The 23,209-nt window shown below is 51.9% G+C and carries 22 protein-coding genes; 6 read left to right on the top strand and 16 right to left on the bottom strand.

What is annotated here, in order from left to right; genetic code table 11:
* Positions 1 to 146: 146 nt before the first annotated feature.
* The 4 genes from ACFSW8_RS12635 to xylA are packed head-to-tail and all read right to left on the bottom strand — an operon-like array spanning position 147 to position 4,406.
* Positions 147 to 623 carry an MATE family efflux transporter gene (locus ACFSW8_RS12635; RefSeq protein ID WP_377089678.1) on the bottom strand — a complete coding sequence of 159 codons (477 nt, stop codon included), beginning with the start codon at positions 621 to 623 and terminating at the stop codon, positions 147 to 149.
* Entirely contained in the window at positions 598 to 1,500 is a 903-nt protein-coding gene (locus ACFSW8_RS12630; RefSeq protein ID WP_377089679.1) for an MATE family efflux transporter, read from the bottom strand. Before ACFSW8_RS12630 ends, ACFSW8_RS12635 begins: the two co-directional genes overlap by 26 nt.
* A 39-nt stretch (positions 1,501 to 1,539) precedes the next feature.
* The gene (locus tag ACFSW8_RS12625; protein ID WP_377089680.1) at positions 1,540 to 3,087 is read right to left on the bottom strand and encodes a xylulokinase; all 1,548 of its coding nucleotides are present in this window, start codon (positions 3,085 to 3,087) and stop codon (positions 1,540 to 1,542) included.
* Between the two features lie 5 nt (positions 3,088 to 3,092).
* Complete coding sequence (gene xylA, locus ACFSW8_RS12620) at positions 3,093 to 4,406, bottom strand: xylose isomerase (RefSeq protein ID WP_377091513.1); 1,314 nt, start codon at positions 4,404 to 4,406, stop codon at positions 3,093 to 3,095.
* Between the two features lie 133 nt (positions 4,407 to 4,539).
* Between xylA and ACFSW8_RS12615 the strand changes: the two genes are divergently transcribed.
* On the top strand, positions 4,540 to 5,688 hold the full coding sequence (locus ACFSW8_RS12615; RefSeq protein ID WP_377089681.1) for a substrate-binding domain-containing protein: 1,149 nt from the start codon (positions 4,540 to 4,542) through the stop codon (positions 5,686 to 5,688).
* A gap of 92 nt (positions 5,689 to 5,780) precedes the next feature.
* On the opposite strand, the gene ACFSW8_RS12610 is transcribed toward ACFSW8_RS12615, so the two are convergent.
* Positions 5,781 to 7,022, bottom strand: a complete 1,242-nt coding sequence (locus ACFSW8_RS12610) for an efflux RND transporter periplasmic adaptor subunit (RefSeq protein ID WP_377089683.1) — start codon at positions 7,020 to 7,022, stop codon at positions 5,781 to 5,783.
* A 259-nt stretch (positions 7,023 to 7,281) separates the two neighbouring features.
* On the opposite strand from ACFSW8_RS12610, the gene ACFSW8_RS12605 reads away from it, so the two are divergent.
* Positions 7,282 to 8,358: a phosphate acyltransferase gene (locus ACFSW8_RS12605; protein WP_377089686.1), complete on the top strand. Its 1,077-nt coding sequence runs from the start codon at positions 7,282 to 7,284 to the stop codon at positions 8,356 to 8,358.
* Positions 8,359 to 8,793 (top strand): DoxX family protein, encoded by a 435-nt coding sequence (locus ACFSW8_RS12600; protein WP_377178403.1) that lies wholly within the window; start codon positions 8,359 to 8,361, stop codon positions 8,791 to 8,793.
* 23 nt (positions 8,794 to 8,816) lie between these two features.
* Here ACFSW8_RS12600 and ACFSW8_RS12595 read toward each other — a convergent pair whose 3' ends face one another.
* Together ACFSW8_RS12595 and ACFSW8_RS12590 are read right to left on the bottom strand one after the other, a co-directional pair.
* The gene (locus ACFSW8_RS12595) at positions 8,817 to 10,697 is read right to left on the bottom strand and encodes a carbon starvation CstA family protein (protein ID WP_377091515.1); all 1,881 of its coding nucleotides are present in this window, start codon (positions 10,695 to 10,697) and stop codon (positions 8,817 to 8,819) included.
* Between the two features lie 210 nt (positions 10,698 to 10,907).
* The gene (locus tag ACFSW8_RS12590) at positions 10,908 to 12,872 is read right to left on the bottom strand and encodes an amidohydrolase (protein ID WP_377178401.1); all 1,965 of its coding nucleotides are present in this window, start codon (positions 12,870 to 12,872) and stop codon (positions 10,908 to 10,910) included.
* A gap of 258 nt (positions 12,873 to 13,130) precedes the next feature.
* Between ACFSW8_RS12590 and ACFSW8_RS12585 the strand changes: the two genes are divergently transcribed.
* The gene (locus tag ACFSW8_RS12585; protein WP_377178399.1) at positions 13,131 to 13,277 is read left to right on the top strand and encodes a hypothetical protein; all 147 of its coding nucleotides are present in this window, start codon (positions 13,131 to 13,133) and stop codon (positions 13,275 to 13,277) included.
* A 123-nt stretch (positions 13,278 to 13,400) separates the two neighbouring features.
* On the opposite strand, the gene ACFSW8_RS12580 is transcribed toward ACFSW8_RS12585, so the two are convergent.
* The 9 genes from ACFSW8_RS12580 to ACFSW8_RS12540 form a co-directional block, all read right to left on the bottom strand.
* Positions 13,401 to 13,886, bottom strand: a complete 486-nt coding sequence (locus tag ACFSW8_RS12580; protein ID WP_377089692.1) for a hypothetical protein — start codon at positions 13,884 to 13,886, stop codon at positions 13,401 to 13,403.
* 35 nt (positions 13,887 to 13,921) lie between these two features.
* Complete coding sequence (locus tag ACFSW8_RS12575; RefSeq protein WP_377089693.1) at positions 13,922 to 14,503, bottom strand: GNAT family N-acetyltransferase; 582 nt, start codon at positions 14,501 to 14,503, stop codon at positions 13,922 to 13,924.
* A gap of 295 nt (positions 14,504 to 14,798) precedes the next feature.
* On the bottom strand, positions 14,799 to 16,130 hold the full coding sequence (locus tag ACFSW8_RS12570) for a serine hydrolase domain-containing protein (RefSeq protein WP_377089695.1): 1,332 nt from the start codon (positions 16,128 to 16,130) through the stop codon (positions 14,799 to 14,801).
* A gap of 9 nt (positions 16,131 to 16,139) precedes the next feature.
* Entirely contained in the window at positions 16,140 to 17,666 is a 1,527-nt protein-coding gene (locus tag ACFSW8_RS12565; RefSeq protein ID WP_377089696.1) for an amidase, read from the bottom strand.
* Positions 17,667 to 17,799: 133 nt separating this feature from the next.
* On the bottom strand, positions 17,800 to 18,108 hold the full coding sequence (locus ACFSW8_RS12560) for a SemiSWEET family sugar transporter (RefSeq protein WP_377089697.1): 309 nt from the start codon (positions 18,106 to 18,108) through the stop codon (positions 17,800 to 17,802).
* 202 nt (positions 18,109 to 18,310) lie between these two features.
* A complete protein-coding gene (locus ACFSW8_RS12555; RefSeq protein ID WP_377089700.1) occupies positions 18,311 to 19,582 on the bottom strand; it encodes an agmatinase family protein in 1,272 nt (423 codons plus the stop codon).
* An 83-nt stretch (positions 19,583 to 19,665) separates the two neighbouring features.
* The gene (locus ACFSW8_RS12550; RefSeq protein WP_377089701.1) at positions 19,666 to 20,229 is read right to left on the bottom strand and encodes a hypothetical protein; all 564 of its coding nucleotides are present in this window, start codon (positions 20,227 to 20,229) and stop codon (positions 19,666 to 19,668) included.
* A 35-nt stretch (positions 20,230 to 20,264) separates the two neighbouring features.
* Positions 20,265 to 20,480, bottom strand: a complete 216-nt coding sequence (locus ACFSW8_RS12545; protein ID WP_377089702.1) for a hypothetical protein — start codon at positions 20,478 to 20,480, stop codon at positions 20,265 to 20,267.
* 140 nt (positions 20,481 to 20,620) lie between these two features.
* Positions 20,621 to 21,556, bottom strand: a complete 936-nt coding sequence (locus ACFSW8_RS12540; RefSeq protein WP_377089704.1) for an AraC family transcriptional regulator — start codon at positions 21,554 to 21,556, stop codon at positions 20,621 to 20,623.
* 53 nt (positions 21,557 to 21,609) lie between these two features.
* On the opposite strand from ACFSW8_RS12540, the gene ACFSW8_RS12535 reads away from it, so the two are divergent.
* Both ACFSW8_RS12535 and ACFSW8_RS12530 read left to right on the top strand, forming a co-directional pair.
* Positions 21,610 to 21,906, top strand: coding sequence for a hypothetical protein (locus tag ACFSW8_RS12535; protein WP_377178397.1), 297 nt, complete (start codon positions 21,610 to 21,612; stop codon positions 21,904 to 21,906).
* Positions 21,863 to 22,978 (top strand): agmatinase family protein, encoded by a 1,116-nt coding sequence (locus tag ACFSW8_RS12530; protein WP_377089706.1) that lies wholly within the window; start codon positions 21,863 to 21,865, stop codon positions 22,976 to 22,978. Before ACFSW8_RS12535 ends, ACFSW8_RS12530 begins: the two co-directional genes overlap by 44 nt.
* The last annotated feature ends 231 nt before the right edge of the window (positions 22,979 to 23,209 follow it).

Genomic DNA, 23,209 nt, shown 5'->3' with positions numbered 1-23,209 from the left:
TTGTATTGAAGGTTTACGTCAAAGGTGCCTTAGTGATGGAGAAGTACAGCCGTAATGGCCTGGAAAAAGACATCCAATCACTCACCAAATAAATTCATTTAAAGCTAAAGGGAGAAAGTCCGAGTAGGTGTACTACTTGGGCTTTTTCATTTTGCTAGAGCGGGCTTAGGGGATTGGTGTGGGAGAATTTTTTTCCAGACTCGGATGGAGAGCATGAGGGCAGCGGCACCTAATCCGATGGCGAGGCCCCACCAGATCCCTCTGGCTTCAAGATCTACGTAGTGGGCTAAGAGGTAGCCTGAGGGGACGCCGATCACCCAATAGGAGAGAATGGCCATCTTGGCGGGGATTTTGGTATCGTGGAGTCCGCGGAGCAGTCCAGTGGAGGCGACCTGGAGGCCGTCGACAATCTGGAAAATGCCGGATACAGCCAGCAGTGAGGCTGCGAGCACGATGATCTCAGGTTCATTAATGAAGAGGCGGGCGACCCAAGTACCAGCGAAGATGAAGATGCATGCCGTGGTGCAGGAACTCAGGAGGGTGAGAAACCAGCCGGTGGTGACGATATTTTTTTGACGTAGATGGTCGTCATGGACTTCACCGATACGGACGGTGAGAGCCATGGAGAGCCATGGAGAGGCCTAGGGGGATCATGAATGCCATACCTGAGGATTGGAGTGCAATTTGGTGTGAGGCGAGTGCTTCAGCACCGAAATGGCCGATCAACAAACCTGCTGCGGCAAAGGTGCTGACCTCGGCTAGGGTTTGGAGACCTGCGGGAAAGCCTAATTTAGTGAGGGCGGATATTTCTGACCAATCTGGTTTTTTGAGCCAATGTTCGGGTGTCCACGAGTGGAGGGAATGGTCGTAGCGGAACCAGAGGATCATGGCGATGACAATGGCCCATCGAGCGACGAGGGTGGCAACGGCGGCGCCTTCTAGGCCGAGTTCGGGAAACCCCCACTTGCCAAAAATTAGGGCGGCATTGAGTGTGATATTGAGGGCGACTCCTCCCATGAAAATCCAGAAAGCCGGCCATGGTCGGTCGAGAGCGTCGGCATGGTTTTTGAGGAGCAAGGACATGGCACATGGAATCAGTGAAGCCATGACGATGAGGTAGTAGGCTTGGGAGCGAGTGGCGACATCATCGGGTTGCCCCATGGAATGCAAGAAGGGGTAGGCAGCTAGGGCGAGTAGGAAGAATACTGTACCTACGATGACGGAGAGGAAGAGACCGTTTCGACAGACGCTACGGGCTTCGGCTTGATTTTGTTTTCCTCGGGCAGTGGCGGTACGAATCGAGATGCAGGTGAGGATGCCGATAGCAAAAACAAAGGGGATAATAAAGAGGCTGTTAGCAAATGAGAGGGCCGCGAGGTCAAGGACACCGACTTCACCAACCATGATGGTATCGAAGACACCGAGGAGCATTTGGCCGAGCTGGCCAATGACAAGTGGGATGGCAAGGGTGATGATGCTTTTGATTTCGCGGACAGTCATGGAGCTGTCTCAGCATAGCAGCATTCCTCAGATAGCAAACTAATAGGCGAGTGAATGAGCGAGTTCTTGTTGGAATTGCTCAAAACTGAGGAGTGCCTTCTCTAGTTCAATAGCTGTTGCCTCTGGAGTGGTTACTTCTGGGGATGGGCTGCAAAATTGTGCAATGAGTTCGGTGTATGCGTAACCGGCATGGACTGAGGCGATGATTGCTGCACCCAAGCCCACTGAGCTTGATACATCGAGCCCTTGGACTTGGCATTGGAAAGTGTTAGCAAGAGTCTGACGGATGGCTTGGTTACGCGATGCCCCACCGGTGACGAGGAGGTTTTTAGCTTGGAGCTGCATCCAGCGTGCGCGGAGGCGCATGTTGCCAAATTGGCCTTCGAGTAATGCTCGTATTTTTGTGTGAGTATCAGCAGTGGTGAGGTCCCAGTGGTTAGTTTGGAGACCTTGTGCCTTGAGTCGTGGCGTGATTTCGTCCACGTAGAGAGGGGCTGCTAATTTACCATCATTCCCAAAGGGCTGTGTCGGGGTTGCTGCGAATGTGTCCCAGTCGATTTGGCAGGATTCCTTGAGTTTTTCACGCGCGAGCGAACCGTTAGAAAAGCAGATGAGACTCATATAGCCACCTAGCGGGTTTCCGAAGACATGGCCGAAGCCATTCGGGTCGGTGAGTGGTGATTCGAGCGCAGCAAAGAGAGTGTCGCTGGTGCCAAGGCTGACGACTAACTTACCTGGCTGGGCGGCCCCCATGCCGACGAGGCTGGCTGGGTTATCACCAGTCCAGGTGAGAATTTTGCATGTGTTTGAGAGGCCGTATTTTTCAGCAAAATAGGGAGAGAGTGAGCCGAAGCAATGGCCCGCGGCTGTGAGTGCAGGGAGTTTGTCGTGTAAACCTGGTGCGGTGGCTTCTACGAGAGGGGTGCTCCAGTCTTGGGCACTGAGATCCATGAGGTTCATGCCAGCACCGTCACCATAGTCAATGGGGGCATCTGCACCTGCGAGGACAGATGCAAAGAATGAAGAATTGAGGTGAATGCGATGGGTGTTCGCGTAGTTCTCAGATTGGGTCTGATAGAATTTTCTAATTTGCGGACCACTAAAGCGAGGGGTGGCTGTGGAGCCGGAGATTGAGACGACTTTTTCGCTCGAACCGATGGCTTGAGTGATCTCTTCACATTGCTCGATGGTGGAGCTATCCATCCAAATCGGGGAGAACTCTCGAGAGAGAGTAGGAGCGAGTTGATCGCTTAGTGAGTGTTCGACGCTGAGTGTCGCGAGTGTGGATGGGAACTTTGCATTGAGATAGACGGTTGCGTGCTGCTGGCCGGCGCCAGTGATGGCTTCTATCTTCGTGAGGTCGAGACCAGATTGACTCAGCTTATCAAAAAGCAGATCTAGCGCGTCGAGCCACATGAGTGGGGAGGTGTGGCACTCGTTGCCATTTTCGATGAAGCCATTGGGCGCCTGGTACTGAGGAAAGTGGGCACCAAAATTAATGCTCTCATCAAAGAGGATGGTCCCCTCAGCGGGATCAATGAGGATGGCTGAGAGGCTTTGGGTCGACGCGTCTAGACCTAAGAACATAATGATTAGACGATGTAATCGTTAAGGAGGTTTTCTAGCATCTCTTGCTTACCACTGGCGAGAGTAGGAGCAGCGATGCTGTGTGCGTAGGCATCGAGTTCATCGAGGCTAGTGGAACCCGCCTCGACTTTTGCGCCGATACCGTTATCGAAGCTTGCGTAGCGCTGGGTGATAAGCGCATCAAAGCGGCCATCTTCGATGATTTTGGCGGCAATTTTCAGACCGCGAGCGAAGGTATCCATGCCGCCGATATGGGCGTGGAAGAGGTCTTCGAGTTCGTGGGATTCGCGGCGGCGCTTGGCATCGAAGTTGAGGCCACCAGTGGTGAAGCCACCCATTTTGAGGATACGAACCATGACATGGGTCGCCATGTAGATATCTGTTGGGAACTGGTCTGTGTCCCAGCCGATTAGTTCGTCGCCTTGGTTGGCGTCGATAGAGCCGAGGGCATTGGAGCCGAGAGCAACATCCATTTCGTGTTGCATAGTGTGTCCTGCGAGGGTGGCGTGGTTGGTTTCGAGATTCAGTTTAAAGTGATCGAGTAAGTCGTATTCACGCAAGAAATTGAGGCAGGCTGCGGAGTCTGAGTCATACTGGTGGGTGGATGGCTCCATGGGTTTAGGTTCGATGTAGAACTGACCTTTGAAGCCGATTTTCTTGGCGTGTGCAACGGCCATGTGGAAGAAGGCGGCTAGGTGGTCGAGCTCACGCTTCATATCAGTATTAAGCAGAGTGGCGTAGCCTTCTCTGCCCCCCCAGAAGGTGTAACCTTCACCCCCCAGACGGTGGGTTTGCTCGAGTGCGTGTTTTACGTTAGAGGCTGCATAAGCGTAGACATCAGCATTCGGGCTAGTGGCTGCGCCTTGGGCGTAGCGTGGATGAGTGAAGAGGCATGAGGTTCCCCAGAGCAATTTTTTACCGGTAGCGGTCTGTTGTTGTTCGAGGGCGTCACAGACTTTAGCGAGGTTATCGTGGGTTTCTGCAAGCGTAGCCCCTTCTGGAGCGATATCGCGATCGTGCCAGCAATAGTAGTCGATTCCAATTTTATCGAGAAATTCAAAGAAGACGGGGACGCGCTTGAGGGCGTTTTCTAGCGAGTCTGACTTGTCATCCCAAGGCATGAGTGCAGTGCCTGAGCCGAAGGGGTCAGAGAGCTCGTTACGCATGACGTGCCAGTAGGGAGCGGCGAAACGCAGGTGCTCGCGCATGGTTTTCCCCATGATGATTTCATCGGGGTTATAGTGACGGAAGGCGAGAGGGTTGGTGGTTTGTTTGCCCTCAAATTGGATCTTCTGAATGTTTGGAAAGTAGCTCATGATAATAATAGCGTTTGTCGTTGGTGCTTGCATGATAGCTCTCTGTGGAGGCTTGTGTATGCGATAATTGCGTAATAGTGAGGATGAAATGCGAATAATGCTTTTTTCGTGATTAGGAGCCTGTATTTTATGGAACGTGAAAAAGCTCTACCGGATCGCACTCTTGATGGAGAAAAGCATTGGTTACAACCGCAATGTGATTGAAGGAATCTATGCTCACAGTCAGCGGCATAAGAACTGGGTGTTCTATGATGCTGCGCCCTCTGAGGAATCGATAGAGGCGATTGCTTCTTGGAATGTGGATGGGGTGATTGGGCATTTTTATGATCCGGCATTGATAGAGTTTGTGAAGGGTTTAAAGATCCCGGTGGTCAATACAACGGACTCATTGTTAGGTATAGACTTACCACTAGCTGACGTGAATCATTTTGAGATTGGGAGGATGGCTGGGAGCTATTTGGCAAGTTTAGGATATCAGCAATTTGGGTATGTGGGTAGCGCGCGATTACAGTACTCTAAGATGCGTTTGAGTGGTTACAAGGAAGCGGTAGGTGGGGAAGAGGTAGCGGTGTGTGAGTTAGAGTATTTACCGCAGATTGATAAAGCGAGTGAGGCGCAGGCGATGCGTGAGCGGATGAAGCAATGGTTAGAGAATAGGGAGAAGCCGCTGGCAGTATTTTGTTCGAATGACATTCCTGCACGTGACTTTGCGGATGTGTGTTTGGAGTTAGGCGTGGAGGTACCCAGGGAGGTAGCTATTTTAGGGGTGGATAATGATTTTGTTGAGTGCCGGCTCTCTCGTCCTCCTTTATCGAGTGTTGAGATTCCAGCAGCAGCGGTAGGTTATGCTGCTGCAGAGATGTTAGCGGATAGCTTGTTAGGGCGACCGATTCGACATGATGGGCATTTCTCTCCAGATCCTGTACGGGTGGTGGAGAGGGAATCAACGGCTGTGAATGCGGTAGTGGATACTGAAGTGCGGGCTGTGTTAGATTACATCGACAGGAATATTGACTCTGTGAAGAATGTTAGCCAACTGGTTGATTTGGTGCCACTGAGTCGGAGAAATTTAGAATTGCGCTTCCAGGCATGTGTCGGCAAGGGGATTTGGAATGTGGTGTTAGAGAAGAGAATTAATTATGCTCGTGGTTTATTGCAGAATAAGGAGGTGAGCATACAAGAAGTCTCAGAGGCATGTGGTTTCGTGAGTCTGAGGCGCTTCACTGAGATGTTCAGGAAGTTTGTTGGAATGACTCCACGGGACTTTAAGAAGCAGAACAGCTGACGGTAGTTCTGGACAGCTAGGAGAAAGCTGTGATGGGGGGCTATCAGATAGAAAGTGAAGCACGCCGCTTTTCGGCGGCATGAGTAAGCGTCTTATTTTTCTGGAGCGACACTGGTGATGGAGTGAGTCTCTTTCTCGATGATACGGACTGGTGAGCCTTCTGGGGCGTAGGCGAGTTTCGATGTGGCTAGGAGGGCCTTATCGAGGTCAGGGGTATCGGTGAAGACACGGTCGAGTGTGGACCAGACGATGTTGATTTGTTCGCGATGGATTTTGTTGTCACGTACGACGATGATTTCGTCTTTACCGTAGATAGCGGAACGTGGGATGGAGACGACTTGTTTGAGGGTGTTGGCTTGGATGCTTGCTGCGACTGGTTGGTTCATGCGCAGCGGGTGAGGTCTGTGTTCGGTATCGATGCCAAATGGGTCATTGACGCGGGCGACGACGAAGAGTTCACGGGAGGTTGGGTCGAGTTCGCCTTCGATGCGGACGATACGAGCTTCCCATTGGGTGTCGTGGTGGGCATGCAGGGCGTCAGTGAGGACGACAGGGATATGGTCGAAATCGATTTCATCGATATCAATTTTGCCGAGTTGGCGGGTTGAGAGTGGGAGGCGGACTTCGGCGTAGGAAGTGGCGTAGACTTCACCGAGTTTGGTGCCAGTGCCCACGGATTGTCCGAGACCGATATTGCGTGAACGGATACGTCCATCGTAGGGGGAACGGATTTTGGTGCGTTCGAGATTGCGTTGTGCCTTTTCGAGAGCGGCTTCTTGGGCGGCGACGTTGGCTTCGGCTTCTTTGAGTTGGGGTTTACGCAGCACGAGGTCGTTGGGTTCTTCATCGAAGCCGATGTCTTGCCAATTACGTAGAGCTTGAGCGGCGCGTGCTTGCTCTTGAGCGAGGTTGGCTTCAGCACGTGCGAGGGCAGCCTTAGCACTTGAGATTTGTGAATTGAAGTCGCTTGGGTCGAGTTCAACTAGGACCTCATCTTTTTTAACGAAGGCGCCATTCTCAAAGTGGGGGGAGATTTTTTGGATAATTCCGGAAACTTGTGGGTTGAGGGCAGTGATGGCGGGTGGTTGGACAATGCCGTGCGAGGTGAGTTCGACTTGGAAGTCTTGGGCGCTGAGTTCGAGCACGTGGGTTTGTTGGGCATTGGCGAGTGCGCGTGCAGCAGCTTTGGCTTTTCTTTGTTCTTTGGTAAGCTTGGGGCCCGCATTTTTTTCAGCATCCTCTTTTTGTGAGGCAAAGTGGTTCCAGCCCCAAGCCCCTACAGCGAGGATGAGAATGGCTGGAATGATTCGGAGGAAGCGCTGCATCTTTGTCATGAGTGTATCGGTATTTAACGAGAGAGAAAGGCTAGATTTTTCAGAGGGTGTCAGTCTTTTGCTGATTGTTGGGGATCTCACATGGGTGAGGAACGAGTCGAATACTTATTCCAAGAAAATCGAGATTGCCAGCTGAGTGGTTATTTTGCGTGGGTGGCGGCACGATTTATAAATCGAAACTGGAGCTTTTTTAGCATTGCGGGATTGTTGGAGATGGGATTAGTTCTCTAGTCAGCGTTCCACCGCACAGATATTTTCTATGACGACACCAGATACCTCATTTCCTGAAGCCAACGAGCTTACTCAGCACTTATTTGATGCTCTTAAAAAGCATCCCAAACGTATTGTTTTCACCGAGGGTCAAGATGAGCGTGTGATTCGGGTGGCTGCCCAGCTTGTTAAAATGGAAATAATCGCACCCATATTACTGGGGGACAAGAATCGCATTCGTGCGATGGCTGTGCAAATGGGGGTCTCATTGAAGTTTATCAATGTGATGGATCCTAGGAGGTCGAGCGACCTCGATCTGTTTTGCAAGCGTCTTGAGAAAGTAGAGCGATACCGCGGGCGCGTGGTGGCGGACGCACGTGAGATGATGGCTAAGCCGCACAATTTTGCTGCGATGATGCTGCAATACGGTCAGGCGGATGGCATGGTGTCAGGCAATCAGGCGAACCCAGCATCGATTTATCGATCCTTAATGCAGTTTATTAAGAAGGACCCGAATGCGCCCAAGCTTTTCTCGGTGGTGGCGATGGTGGCGCCGCATTTGAAGCATTTTGGCAGTGAGGGCATGCTATTTTTGGCGGACTGTGGGGTAAATCCTGAGCCGTCAGTCGAGGATCTAGCTGGCTTTGCCGTAGAGACTGGCAAGTTGGCAGAGCACTTTATGGGGCACAGTCCGCGGGTTGCGATGTTGAGCCACTCTACGCATGGTTCGATGCCTACAGCATCCTCAAAGCGTGTGGTAGCTGCGACGGCCTTGGCGAGAGATATGGCGCGCAAGCAGTTACTCGAGATTGAGATTGATGGCGAGATTCAGGCTGATGTGGCATTAGATTTGGCTGCCGCGGAAGTCAAACTGCAGGACAAGCGTGCGGAGAAGAGTGCTGATGTGCTTGTCTTTCCAAATTTGGATGCTGCTCATATTTCCTTTAAGCTGTTGGAGCATGTGGCTGGAGCTCAGATGTATGGCCACTTGCTTTGCGGGCTGAGTCGACCTGCTGCCCAAGTACCAAAGACGGTGACTGAGGAAAGTTTACTCGGGACCGCGGCTTTGGTGGGTGTGGAAGCGATCAAGTACCGCGATATTTATCCTGATGGGGAGATTGTCTAAGTGAGAGTGGTATTGGCAGTATTGCGGGTCGCATTGGGGGGGATCTTCTTGGTCTTTGGCCTGATGAAGATTTTGGATGCGCATGCCTTTGTTGAGAATGTGGCAAATTTCCAGATTCCACCTTTCAACGAGCCCCCATATGACATGTGGTTGGCCTACTTTTTGCCTCCCTTGGAGGTGCTGGTCGGGCTAGGGTTGATTTTGAAGCGTTGGATGGAGGGGGCTTTGTTGCTCACAGCGGGGATGTTGTTGAGCTTTATGGGAGCCATTGGCTCAGTCTGGGCGCGTGGTCTTGACGTGGATTGTGGGTGTTCGGGTGGCACAGTTGATTTGGGGGGCTATGCAAGCCACATGGTCATTCTCTTTGTGATGCTCAGTGCGACTGTGTATTTGATGATTGAACAAATGAGTGGCGAGAAGGCTGAGCTTGCTTGAGTTCGGGAATAGCTGAAATCCCACTAGTTGGGAGCGAGCTCGGGTTCGGTGGGTGGGAGTTCGGTTGCTTTCGAGCGTTTCCACGCCATGAGGGCTTCTGCAATCATCCAAAACTCGAGGATAATGGTGGAGAAACCGATGGATACGAGGAGCCAACGTTCTTGATCAATCCAAGATTGGTTAGAGCCGATGGCGGCAATAAAGATTTGGTAGAGCATCGCCCAGACGGGGAGGACGAGCATGAAGAAGGTGGGAAGGGCAATGAACCAGGTGGGCATTTTCTTCTTTCGCATCCAGAAGAGCACGACGAGGAAGGCGAGGCCTCCGAGTAATTGGTTGATTGCCCCGAAGAGCGGCCAGAGGATCATGCCACCGGTGCCGGCTGCTTTGCCGGGAGCTGCAGGGAGGGAAGCCATCCACCAAGCTACTAAGCAAGCAGCAATGGTGCAGACATGCTTGTTGGTGAGCCATGAGTTGTTGCGTTTTTCTGCGACGACTGTGCTACGCTCAGGTTCGGGGAGTTTGCTGTGTCTGAGGTCGATCCAGCAACCAGCGAGTTCTTGGACGACGTAGCGCTGGAGGCGGCATGCTGAGTCGAGAGTGGTTGCGGCAAAGGAGGCGACAAAAACGCCCATCAAGGCCTTGGCGAAAGTAGCGGAGATGCCGAGTGCTTGGAGGAAGTTTGAAGAGCCCGTGACGAAGGCATTGATTTTGGCAGCGAGGCCTTTGGAGCTGGCCCAAGTGCTGTACTGGGCATCCCAAGCCGCTGCACCCGTGAGGAATGTGCCATCTTTTGCGGTGAGGCCAAGTCCCAGACCTGCGACACAGGCGAGAATCACCAAGACTGCCAGAAAACCCTCCGTAAGCATGGATCCGTAGCCGACGAAGCGCGCATCGGTTTCGCAGCGCAGTTGTTTTGAGGAAGTACCTGAGGAGACTAGGCAATGGAAACCGGAGACTGCGCCACATGCAATGGTGACGAAAAGGAAGGGGAAAATGAGCGGGAGTTGTTTTGCGGTGACATTTTCCTCGACGGCAGGGGCAACAATTTCGAGTGGTGGACGCGTGCCGTCGATGGGGGCGCCGCCCCAGAGACCTGCGATGATGAGCCCAAGAACCACGAGTACGAGAGCTGAGATCAGTTGGAGTGAGTTGATATAATCTCTTGGTTGGAGGAGGATCCAAACTGGAAGGACTGAGGCTATATAGGAATATGCCAGAAGTACCGTGACCCAAGTCATGATGGGCCAAGCGGCTAGGGTGGCATTGAAGCTTGCCAGCCAGCCAGCGTTTCCAAAGAACACCGAGAGGTACATGAGGACTAGGGCGATAACGGAGGGAATGAGAATATTGAGCCCTCTACGGTGGACGAAAAAGCCGATGATGATCGCCAGTGGAATTTGAATGAGGCAGGGGGTGATGGACTGGGGGAAGATCCTGAATACCACAGCAATCACAAGGCCAAAGATTGCTAGGACAATGGTGAGAGCTATGGCGAGAATGAGAAGGAAGAGCAGGCGCACTCTGGGGGAAATGACGTCGCCAGCAATATCACCCACGGTTTTTCCTTTGTTGCGCATGGAGACAACGAGGGCGCCAAAGTCGTGGACGGCACCGATAAAGATAGAGCCAAAGAGCACCCAAAGGAGAGCTGGTAGCCAGCCCCACATGACAGCTAATGCAGGGCCCACGATGGGGCCGGTACCAGCGATCGAGGTGAAGTGGTGGCCGAAGACGATGCCTTTTTTGGTCGGCACGTAATCATTCCCATCTTCTAGCTCGATGGATGGAGCGACGGATTGGGTGCTGAGTTTAAAGATTTTCTGACCGAGCCATTTCCCGTAGGTATTGTAGGCGATGAGGTAGATGATGAGTGCCCCAAGGGCGATAGCGAGGGTTGTCATGTGTTGATGTAGTGTCTGAAGAGTGCGGATTGGACACAAAGGGAGGAAATTGTCCGATTCTTGGCTGCTTGCTGTAATGGGTGCATGCCAAAATACCTAGGTCAGCGCAAGTTCGTACTCAGCTGGGGCTCTGATGCCGGAGCAATGAGATACTAAAAAAGCACCTCGCTGAGGAGGTGCTTTGGAGAAGGTATGGGTAGAGGTTTCCTGTTAGAGTGAGGTCGAGAGGAGTTCTTCGATGAGTTGCTCTTTATAGGTCTTGCCTTCTGGGGCGGCATAGCCTTTGGCACAGCAGAAGGTGCTCAAGAACTTAAAGGATGCAATGAGTGCTTGTTCTTGAGCTTTCTTGGAAGGACGGGTGTACGAGCTGGTCTTGGGTGTGTATTCGCCTGTGCCTAGGAATTCATCACGAGATTCAGCTTCGATGTCTTTGTCTTTTGGAGTGTGAGTGAATTGTCCATCCATCATGGTGTAGGCGACTTCGATTTCTGCGATCTCGGTAGGTTTCACATCGAATGGGTTCTTATCGAGGACGACGATGTCAGCGAGTTTTCCGACTTCGAGGCTACCGACTTTGTCATCCAAGGAGATTTGCCAGGCCGCATCGATAGTGACAGCGCGGATCGCTTGCTCGAGAGTCATTGGTTTACGCGTTTCAGGGAATGGTTTGGATTCGTCTGGTCGTGTTGGGTCCATCAGAGTGACCGCACCTTCGACGCAGAAGAGTGGTGCCTGCATGCTTGGCTGGGTGCTTGGAACATCCGCTGAGATTGAAACGCTATTGCCTGCATGTGCGAGGTCTGAGTAGAGACCAAATTGGGTGTTTGTGCGCTCTTTTCCGAGGAGACGGTAGGCATCCTCGCGTTGGTTGGACCAATCGTTGTAGAAGTTAGGCGTCGCGTTGACTGGGATCTTAAGATCGATCGTGCGCTTGTGGTCATCTGGGTGAATCCATGTGTAATGGTGGATTGCGTTACGTGTGTCTTTGTAGCCAGCCTTGATGGCTGCTTCAAAGGCATCGATAGCGCCGCGTCCAGTGGCGCTTCCGTCAGTGTGGATGATGGTATTGAGCCCCGCCTTGTTAGCTGCTAGAGTCACGGCCTTCATGGTGACTGGGTCAATGTTGAAAGCGCCTTGTTTTCCAGTGGTGTAGGGTTCGAGGTGGGGGGATACTTGGGCGTTCCAGTTGCCGTCTGGGTGGACTTTGATGAAATCACAGCGGATTTTATCGCCCTGATATTGCTTTTGCATTTTAGCAGCGAACTTCACGAACTTTTCGGGATCCGCTTTGGCATTTTTAAAGAAGGGGACAGCCTGCACGCGCAGCTTGAGTTCCCCCTTTTTTTCGAGCTCGGCTAGCATGCCGACACTGGCTTCGAAATCTCTTTCCATGCCTCCGTGGGTGTCTTTGACGTTAGGAGTGACAATGCCTGGGTTGAGGAGGGATGTCGTGCCATTTTGGGCTGCAATGGTGAAGAGTTCATCTGCGCTTTTGCGCACCATGGTTTCCGCATCCCAAGCTCCCATATCGATGTAGGCCTGCATCCATTGGATCTCGATGGCAGCTCCGAGTGGATTTCCTTCTTTATCACGCACCCAGTAGGTGACACCTGGGAGGGTGTCTGGGGTGTCTTTGGTGATGTTGGCAGCTTTGAGGGCGGCAGAGTTGAGCCAGGCATCGTGGATGGTGAAGTCTAACAATATCGCTGGGCGATCTGGGACAACGGTATCGAGATCCTTGGCTGTAGGTGGGCCTCCCATTTTGTCTGCTACCCAGCCAATACCACGGATGACTTTCTCATCGGGGTGGGCATCGGCGTATTCTTTGATGAGTTTGAGGGTTTCCGCTTTATCTTTAGCGTCGTAGAGATTCACGCCGAGGGAGGTCCAGCTAGAGGCGATGAGGTGGTCATGGGCACTGATGAAACCAGGCATGACGGTTTTGCCTTTGCAGTCGATGGTTTTGGTGGAGTCACCGATATGGGCTTTGAGGCCAGCTTGGTCACCGACGTAGATGATTTTGTTATCTTTGACTGCGACCGCCTCTGCCCATGCTTGCTTTGGGTTGACGGTGTAGACTTTACCGCCGGAGAATACCGTGTCGGCAATAGGGGCTGCTATGAGCGTGGATGAGACCATGCTGAGCGAAGTGGATGCGAGGAGTCGTTTGTTCATGTGTGATTGATTGTGTTAGGTTAAAGGTAAGGTGCGATAGCAACATGATTTTATAACATGAATGTGACGCAGCTGAAAGTAGAACATAGTGGGTAGGCGTTAGGGGTGCTCGCTAGAAGGTGAAAAGCTAGTGTGATGCGTTGAGAAAATTGGCACGGGGAGAGAGTTCATGTTCATAGATGGAAGTTAGAATGGGAATCCGAGGCCTAGGCTCAGAGCCTGTGTGCCGTCGCCCCAAACGTAGCCTAGGGAGACTCTATGCAAGTTGTATCCGAAGAGATTATAGCCTTCATTGAGTCCAAGGCTAAGGCCGAGTTCATAGAGGGCGTCGACGCTGATAGGGTCATCAGGGGTGTTGGCGATATTCCATTCGTTAAAGAACTGTCTCCACCTGCCGTAGAGTGAAGCATTGAGTTGTTTGCCGGAGAGTTTCCATGGCAGGTCTCTACGGATGTCGGTTCCGATTTCAAAGAGGCCAAAGCTGTTGGATGAGCTCGCTTCTTGTTGCCAGCCAGCGGCCCATTGGAGCTAGCTACCGAGTTGCATTTGCCAATGGGAATTGAGTGGTTTCTTCCAGAGGGCGCGGGTGCCGCCAACGACGAGGCCGCTCCAAATATTATTTTCGAAATCGTAGCCACCACCCACTTGAGCGAAGGGTTTGAGGGTGAAGGTATCGTTTATCGGGTAGCGGTATTCTATGCCTGGGATGAAGCTGAGCGTTCCGAGGTTTGTGGGGATCCAGCGGTCGATAATGTCATCTGGGTCGAGGCTGGCATAGCCAATCACGACAGGGAGTAGGAGTCGCCATTTGTCTTCTTCTTCTGTGTCCAGCGTGTAGGAAAAGGGGAGGCGCACAGTGGTAAGTGTGGCGTCTTCTACCCGATAGACGCCAGTGCCTAACACCGCAGCATAGATGTAATTAGGCTCAGCAGGTAGGTCGTTGATAGCGTCTTGTGATAGGACTGGAATCGAACATAGCAGGTAGAGCAAAAAGTATTGGAGAAATCTGAGCATGGGTTTGTGATGGGGCGATTTTGGATTTTAATAGATCAACTTTCAGGAAGTTGAGGTTCGCGCCACATGTACCAAAGTGGTGGGGAGCCAGGGGCTACGGACTTGGAGCCTAGAATGGTGAAGCCGTGCTTTTGATAGAATGGAATATTAGATTCGTTTGAGTTTTCTAGGAAGGCGGGAATTTGCAGCGTATCACATTTGCTGAGCATGTACTGGAGGAGTTCGGAGCCAACGCCTTTGCGGGTGCTCGAAGGGGATTTACCTATGAGAAAGAGGTAGTAGTAATCTGGACGTGGCGCTGGGACGCCTTTGCTGAAGAGTAGTTGGTCAAATTTCCAGAGGATGGAAATGCCAGCGCAGCGAACGAGTTTGTAGAGAAGGGGGATGTTGAGGGGGAGGCACAACTTCTCACCCGGCTTGATCCAGAGGGCGACACCGTCGAGCTCATCGGTGAGGTAGCCTTCGCCATTTTTGAGAATGCTAGGAAGAAGGCAGTTGGTGAGGTGTTTTATGAAGTCGGGCTCTTTTGAAAACCACTGCATGAATGGATCAGAAGCAAAGGCTGCCGCGAGGATCTCTGCGGCAGCTTGTTGGTTGTTAGAATTAAGTGGCTGCATCTATTCGCCTTTGAGTTCAGCTGATGGAGCAGTGGTGTTGGCCACTACAGCGCCTAGAGTTTCACTCCTGATTCTAGTTGTGAACATGCAGCTATGAATACCAAGAACTTTGAGGTGTGCGGAGCTATGTCATTTTTAAGCCCGAAGTCTTTCAGACTTCTAGCTGATGTTTGCAACCACCCAGAGTTGGCTCTGCCACTCTGGGCTGGGTGCCGAAACCTCGATGAGGTTTGTCAACAGTCTGGTTGGGTGATTACAGCTGCATCGTTCTTAGGGAAAGTGAACAAGCAGGAGCTTACTTCTTCGTTAGATGCTCAATAATAGCGTCGTAAGCGTTGAGGTTGTAGGCGTCGAAGTAATCGCTAGCGGAGACTGGCTGTGAGGATTGTTTGATGATAGCGACGCCGCGGTGGATGTCACAATAGATCCATTGGCCGTGTACCCCGAGGGCGGTGAAAGCTTCTTTACCTTTGGCATGACGCACCCACCATTGAGCGCGATAACTCCATGGTTCTTCTGCCATTTTACCTCCGCTGCTAGGACCATCTGCAAAGGCTTTTTGGTTGCCGCCATCCGAAAGGGCTTTGATGGTCTCGGGTGCAACTACTTGTTGACCATTGAATTTACCGTCATTGATCATCATTGCTCCGAAGCGGGCGAGGTCGTAAGGGGTGGCATTGAGGCCACCACCAGCGAAGAGGGTGCCGTTCTTGTCTAACAGCACGTAGGCTTCACCATCGGTGCCGAGTTTCGACCAGAGGACGTCGTACATGTTGTCTTCGAACGACTTGTTGGTGACTCGGTTGGTTGCCCAGTTGACGACATCGGTCTTTGGTGTTTGGTAGTGGAAGATTTCGCCGTGCTTAGGATGCACTTCATCTCGTGGCAGAGTCGGTAGGTACTCATAAATGCTACTCGCATATTTTTTACCTGGTTGCTGAGGCATGAGGCCTAGGACTCCTGCATAGTGGACGATACCTGATTCAGGATCAGCGTAGTCTTCGGAGAAGCCCATGGAGTTGGTCATGTCGAGGACTTGGCCAAAGGTGGCATCGGCAAAGGCGGTGGAGGTTTTGAGTTCTGGAAGGTATTTCGATACCAGTTCTTCTTCCTTTGCTTTGCCATCTGCGACAGCCATGAGCCCGAAGAGTCCCGCAAAGGATTTGGTGACAGACATCATCTGGTGCGGATGGTTCGCGTTCATGCCATTGAGGTATTTCTCGTAGACGACCTTGCCATCTTTCACGACGAGTAGAGTGTCGGAATAAGTTTCACGCAGGTAGGTGTCCATGTCTACGGATTGATCCGTGTCTGCGCCTTTGTCGTTAGGTTTGACGACTTTGAGCGATTGGATCGCGGGATCGATGGCGACTTCTACAGGGATTGCCTCATCTGCAGCTTTGATGCCCGCACTTGGGTAGAGCTTGCGCATGTTGAGGTAGGCCCAGCGATTGCCTGGCCCTTTGAGGAGGCTAGAGCTGTCGACTATCTTATCCTTTGGAGGTGGAAAGCCGACCATGAGACCGAGTTCTTCGGCGGTGGCGTACTTGTCGGGTTCAGCGAAGCTCGTCGATGTTAGGAGAGAGCTCGTTAGAATGGCTGCTGTGAAGGTGTGTTTGAGTTTCATTGTTAGGAATTAGTTGTTGCGGAAGTCTGGGAGTTTATTTGCTTTGTAGAGGTTTGGATCGACGTTTTGCCAGGCGTGGGCGATGCGGAAGACGGTGTCGTCGGCGTAGGGTTTGCCGATGATTTGCATACCCATGGGCATGTTTTGGGAGCTGAGTCCAGTGGGGACGTTGACGACTGGGCACCAGTTGAGGACGTTCCATGGGACGGTGAGGGCGAGGATGAAGGACTTGTGCATTTTGTTGCCTTCTAACACGTAGCCTTCCTTGGAGAGGTCGTAGTCGGCTGGGACGTGTGGAGTGGCTAGGCTAGGCATGATGGCAGCATCGTAGCCTTTGGCGAAAACGGCTGCATGGATCTTGGCGTAGGTCTCGTTGACGTAGAGTTCGAAGTCGGCTGCTTGGGTGGAACCGAGTTTTGGGTTGGCTGCTTTTTTTGCGAAGTAGGCAGCGTAGGTGGTCATTTCGTCCGCGCGCTTGGCGTCGGCTGCGAGTGGGGCACCCATCGGTCCAGCGAGGACGCCGCCGATGAATTTATTGACCATTTCGGACCAATCGATCTGGAGCTCAATGTCTTCGACAATAGCGCCGAGGGATTCTAACTTCTTGATCGATTCTGCATGTTCGGCGGCGACTTCTTTTGAGAGTGGGACTAGTCCCATGGAGCCTAGGTTGGCGATGCGCATGCCTTTGATAGAGGCGTAGTCGTGAGCCATTTCCTTGCGTGGGAGAGTGGCTGGGAAGCCTGGAGTTTGTCCTGAGAGAACGTTTTGTAGTGTGACCATGTCATCGAAGCTGCGTGCCATTGGGCCTGTGCCGCTGAAGTGGCAGAGGGTGCTCTGAGATATGACGCGACCGAAAGGTGGCTTGTAGCCGTAGAGGCCATTGTAGGCACAAGGGAGGCGAACGGATCCGCCCATGTCGGAGCCTGTGGCGATGGTGCAGAGGCCTGCTGCAAGTGCACCCCCAGAGCCACCGGAGGAACCGCCGACTGCGTACTTGAGATTCCAAGGATTGCGGGTCACTCCCCAGAGCTTGGAGTAGGTGACACCACTCATGTAGAACTCAGGGACGGTGGTCTGAATGTGCAGGATGGCGCCCGCTTCCTTGAGCTTGGTCACGATCGGGTCGGCGTGATCCATCTTAGCGTCTTTGAGTAGGACGGAGCCACGAGTGACGATCCAGCCAGTGTCGTGGTGTTCGTCTTTGATGCCGACGGTGATGCCTTCGAGTGCCCGAGGGTTGCCGCTAGCATAGCGCTTCTCGGATTCCACGGCCTGCGCCATGGCTGTGTCGAAGTGGGTGTAAGTGACGGAATTAGTCTTCTTACCAATAGCTTCGTAGCGCGTGATTTGCGCTTTGAGGACATCGACTGGGGATAGCTTCTGCGCTTTGAAGAGTGGGATGAGTTCTTCTGCGGTCATGTAGCAGAGTTCTTCATCGGTGAAGGTGGCGGCGGAGGCCGAGCCTATGCCGAGGAGGAAGGCGGAAGAGGTGGCGAGGCTGAGTTTGGTGAATAGACGGCGTGTTAGACTCATAGTTTAAGGTGAGAGTTCAAGCTGATAGATCGTGATGCTTTTACCACGAATTTCACGAATCACACTAATGTTGCAAAGCTATGTGCTGAGTGTGTTAGAAACATGATTGGTGAAGATTTGTGCGATTCGTGTTTTAGAGAGATGAAGGTTTAGGTGACCTGTTCGGAGTGGTTGGGCTGGCTTTTTTGGGGGCGAAGAGGAGTTTCATGATGAGGACGGCGAGGACGAGGAGACAGAAGATGCCGTTCATGATGACGACTGGGATGAGGCCGAGTTGCCACGCATAGATTTCGTAGAGGATGGCGGAGGAAAGGTTGAGTGAGAGCATGCCCATAGAGAGGTCGTCAGCTTGTTTAGTACGCCAAGTGACGATGACTTGGGGAAGGAAGCTGAGAGCGAGAAGAATACCTGCGAGGTAGCCGATGAGTTCGTTGCTAGTCATCGGGTCAGGAGTGTTTTTTTGACCGCAGATTACGCGGATTTGACAGATTAATATTTGATGGAATTCGGATGTGGAGTGCTGGTTGGGCGAATGGGAAACAATCTGAATAATCTGCGAAATCTGTGGTTAAGCTCCTCGGTAGTTGAGAACGAAACAACCATGCCTTGAGTTGGCATGGCTGCTGGTTGATTAGGGCTGTGGTTTACTTCTTCTCCGCTGGCTCTTTGTATTCGTGATCGGCCCATTTGGGGTCGACGTAGAATGGGTCGGTGATGCCTTTCTTGCGGAGTGCCACGCCGGTGAGTGTTTCTCTTAGAATGCGCACAGCGACTTGTTTGGAGCGGTAAGTTGGGTCGGCGACAGGGTTGACTTCAACGAGTTCGACACCGACCACTTCTTTAGCGGTGGCGATGGCACGTAGCATCGGGAAGAGTTCCCGTACGGTGAGGCCGCCTGGTTCAGGTGTACCCATTCCTGGTGAGTAGGTTGGGTCGAGTACGTCGGTGTCGATAGAGATATAGATTTTATCTGGGCAGTCTTCGAGTTCTTTGAGGACGCGCTCGGTGACGGCCTTCCAGCCTTTCTCATCGATTTCAGTCATGAAGTGGTACTTCATCTTATTTTTACGCATCCACTTGAGGTCCTTGCCGCCGGGTTTTTGGGAGTTGAGACCGATTTGGATGAAGTGTTCGCCTTTGACGTGTCCTTCATCGATGACGCGACGGACCGGAGCACCGTGGGTGAGGTAGTGGCCGAAGAGGAGAGGGATGCCGTCGAAGTGGGCGTCGAAGTGGACGACGGCCACTTTTCCTTTACCGTGGACCTCTGTGATAGCAGCGACATCGGCGTACATGAGTGAGTGGTCACCGCCGACGGTTACAGGGATGGCACCAGTCTCAGCGATTTCTTTCACCATCTGATAGACTGGGAGCACAGTACGTTCACCTGAGAAAATATCTACAGGGGCATCGCCGTAGTCGACACACGTGAGAACTTTGGTGAAGTCTATATCGCCTACGACAGGGTGCGAAAGTGGTGAGATTTCTCCCCAGCCACCGACAATTTCGCCTGTGCGGACGGCTTGTGGGCCGTAGGCTGTTCCTCGTTGGCCAGTGGAAAGGTCGATAGGAGCACCGAAGAATGCGACATCGACGTCACCCGCTTTGAGATCTTCAGGACCGAGGGCTACAGGGAGGCGGAAGAAGGTTGGGATGCCCATGTAGGCGAGGCCACCGATTGCTTTTTGGATGTTGATGGGACCAGGTTCACGCTTGGGGTTGTTGTTAGGGTCGCGTCTGAGTTTGCGAAGGTCGAGGGTGGGGTCACGTTCATCGAGTGGGACGGAGGCTGGGTTTTCCTCGAGCATTTCGATGAGCGTTTTTTCTGTTTTGGGGTCAAACTCTTCTGCGTGCAGCGAGCCTGAGGCGAGTGTGTAGCCGATGATTGAGCTACTGATGATACTGAACTTTTTCATGGTCATTGTGAGTGGTTAGATTGGAGCATTATAGCACAGTGGTATAAACGAATGCGAGAGGCATTGGTTAGCGATCTGCATTTTTATGGGAAGAGGAAGCTGATGCCGATACGTGTGGTCCAGTCGGCGGCGCCAGTTGGGCGTTCGACGTTGTAGTATTGGCCGATTGAGAGGTCGAGGCCATTGCCTTCGCCGAGGTCGAAGGTTCGGCTGAGGGTGATTCCGAGTGGGACAGTCCAACGGTCTTTCGAGGCTGCTTCCCAGTCTGCGGAGATGACAGAATTGTAGGCGACGGCCATGCCGGGTACGGCCTCAATGTTGTAGTAGAGCATCGGCTGGATGGTGAGTGTATTGAAGTTTCCATCAAAGCCCCAATGGTTTCCGAGGATGCCGGCGAAAGAAAGCTCTGGGGTGAAATTGGTGGTGATGATGGCGGCGGCTCCAGCTCCCCAGCCGGGACCCTGGAGGAGGCGGTCGGTGGAGGTAGGGGCTGAGATTTGTGGTCCTAGTCCCCATTTAAAATCGCTTTCTGAATGTGGGGCGAAAAAGGTTTGGAAGATCGAGTCGCCAAGTCCCCAAGTGCTTTTGTTAGTGGGACGGTTTTCATTATCGAGGATGGGGAGGTTAGTACCAGGCTCGATCCCCATGATTGGGATGACAGCACGGGGGATGAAGGTGAAGCTTATTCTTCGAAGTCGATGGCGTAGACCGGCTGGAGCTGGAAGTTGAAGGAAGTGTCATTAGTCAGTCCGGTGTTGTAAGCGACGACGTTATCGGTCATGAGGGCTCGAATATTGGCCAGCGGGTTTTGGAGTTTTCGGGCCATTTCGGAGGCTGAGTCCTGGGCTATGACGGGGAGGCTGAAGATAGCTGAGCAGAGGGTGATGTGTTTGATCATGAAGTGTGTGATTTAAATAATATAGCGTGGCTTATATCAGGTATGTTAGTTAAAAGAAACAACAAATCGAGTCACAGAGTTGCCGCGTATCAGGCCGTCTGGACGAATCACTTCAGCAGCTGAAATTTATTTGAGCCATTTCATTTGCCCACACTAGCGAGTGTTTGGGTGGGTGTTTCGCCGAAGAAGTGTTTGTAATGTTGGATAGCACGGTTGTAGTCGGAGAATCCTGCTGAGCTTGCAGCTTCTGTCACTGCGCCTCGTGTGTGTGGCCCAAGAATCAGGGACTTTCTGAAATGATGTAAGCGTTCAATGAGGTGAAACTTGTAGGGTGAGGTGCCGCACCATTTTTGGAAGAGCCGGTAGGCGGTAGAGCTTGAGATACCGAGTTCTTTAGACATTGATGTGATAGATGGTGGGGTATCTGATTTCCAGTCTGCGAGGTAGCCTTGGATGGATTTTATGAGGGCATCTGAGTGGAGCGCTTTATGGATCGATTTGGATTTTTTTGAGGGGGAGAAACAATCGAGGATGGGATTGAGGTGCTGGAGGATTTGCTGGCGCCAGTGACTGAGTTCGTTAGGTGAGGGGGAGAGCATGGATTCTAATTGTTGGCTCATATAAAGCGCTAGCTCGAGGAGTTTTTCTCTGTCTGAGCTTGCGATAGCAGCAATAGGGTGCGCTTCGGTGGGCGGTATGGACGATGAGAGCATGCGATGGTGGATATCGACAGTGAAAGCTTCAAAGCCTATCGGTGCGGTGTAATGAAGAGTGGAACCTGGCAGTAGAAGAATCGCGTTGGATGTGTCGAGTTCACGACATTGGACTATTGCTGGTGGGGTGTCAGTGAGTGGAAGAGTGAGAGAGAGGCCTGGGGATTTTCTCGTTTGGATAGCTTGCACCGAAGATGCGAAAGAGTCCCAACAGAGAGCGATACCCTCTAAGTCGATGCGTTTTTCGGTGAAGGAGAAGGGACCGGCTGATAGTTGGCGGCATTGTGTGTTCCAATCGGGGCCAAATGCTTCTGCGTATGCTTCGATAGAACTGGCTTCAAAAATAGTGGTGAGAGAGGGCATCCTGAGAAAGGTGTAGACTAGGACGAATAGGGGAGGATGTGCACGCTCAAAATATGAGAGGAATCGTCTATCAACAATTTGTTAGGACTGATAGTGTAGTGGACGTTTATTTATTTATTTATAAGCTCAAACCTACAACAATGATGAATAGAAAGAATCGAATTTCGACAGGTCTGCTTTTGTGTGGTGCTTTCCTTGCAAGCTATGGGGCGGGTGATGCCCAGATTCACAAAGATATTGTGGCTAAGGCTCCGAAGGAGGAATTAGTCCCGATGCCGCATATGGATCTAAAGGACCCCGAGTCGGATGAAAATTTTACAGGACAAGGCGACGAATGTCTGGCGCAGTGAGCGCGACCCTAAACGTAATCCAGAGAGGACACCTGGTCCTATTGACATTCAGAGGTATGACGTGCAGTTAGAGCCTGTTGGTATCAAAACCTTTTTCCAATTGCCTGTGGCATTGGAAAAGAAGGATTTGGTAGCAGGTCAGGTGGATGTGGCTATCTTTGGGGCGGCGACAGCCGCATTGCCGCACTCGGCAGGCAACATGTGGGCACCAGCGGAGATACGCTATACTCGGGACTGGGGGGCGTATGGAGATCCGAAGTTTCCTTTGAGTTGGATTGAGTACGAGACCTTGTTAAATCCATTTGAGAATTTAACAGCAGTGGATTACGGCGATGTTGGGTTAAATCCGTATAACCAAGTTCACACTTTAGAAGAAATTCGCAGGGTCACACGTGAGGTTGCGTCCACTGGGGCCATTCCCTTTGCAGTGGGTGGGGACCATTCGGTGCCTAATGCCACGTATCGCGGGATTGTCGATGTTTATGGGAAGAAGAAGGTTGGGTTTGTGCACTTTGATGTGCACCTTGACCGAGGAACTGGCAAGTTTGGGGCTTTCTATCATTCAGGGAGCTACATGAACATGGCTGTCGATGAAGGTTTGTTAGACGGTAAGCATGTTGTGCAGTTTGGTATGGGCAGTCCTGCATTTGGCGAGGATCTCTATGATGAGATTCTTGAGGAAGGCGGGAAGGTGTATCACTTACATGAAATTCGCAGAGATGGAGTGGATGCTATTTTTGCGAAGATGTACGAGGACTTAAAGGATGTGGAACTGGTCTACGTGTCATTCGACATTGATGTGTTTGATATGTCGTATGCGCCAGGTACTGGTTCGAGTGAGCCGACTGGAATGACACCCAACGAGTTGTTTCCGCATTTACGGAAGTTTGCAGCTACGAAGACGATTGTTGGGTTAGACTTGGTTGAGTTCAATCCATTCTACGACAATAAAGGTCAGCAGACAGCACGTTTGTGTCGTCGTGTGATGCTGCAGTTTCTCACAGGGATTTCGATGAAGAAAAAGGGCATGGACCCTAACTATATCAATCCTCGTGTGAGTGGTAAGCCATAGAGAATTAGGCTTGGTAGATGAAACATTTGGACCGCTAAAGTGACGAAAGGTTCGAAAGACAGATCTGATGAAATTGCCATACTAGCGGAGCCTTTTACCACGAATCTGGCGAATTGCACGAATGGAGAACCACAGGCTCTGTGAGGCATTAGGAATTATTTTTCGAAAAAAAGATAGAATGAGAAGAGAGGTGAGGCCGCGCCATGGTTGCTGGTAAGCTCATGGCTCATA

This window comes from Rubritalea tangerina (assembly GCF_042683245.1).
Taxonomy (GTDB): domain Bacteria; phylum Verrucomicrobiota; class Verrucomicrobiia; order Verrucomicrobiales; family Akkermansiaceae; genus Rubritalea; species Rubritalea tangerina.
Note: the sequence above shows the minus strand (reverse complement) of the source record. Positions and strands in the feature narration are given on the sequence as shown.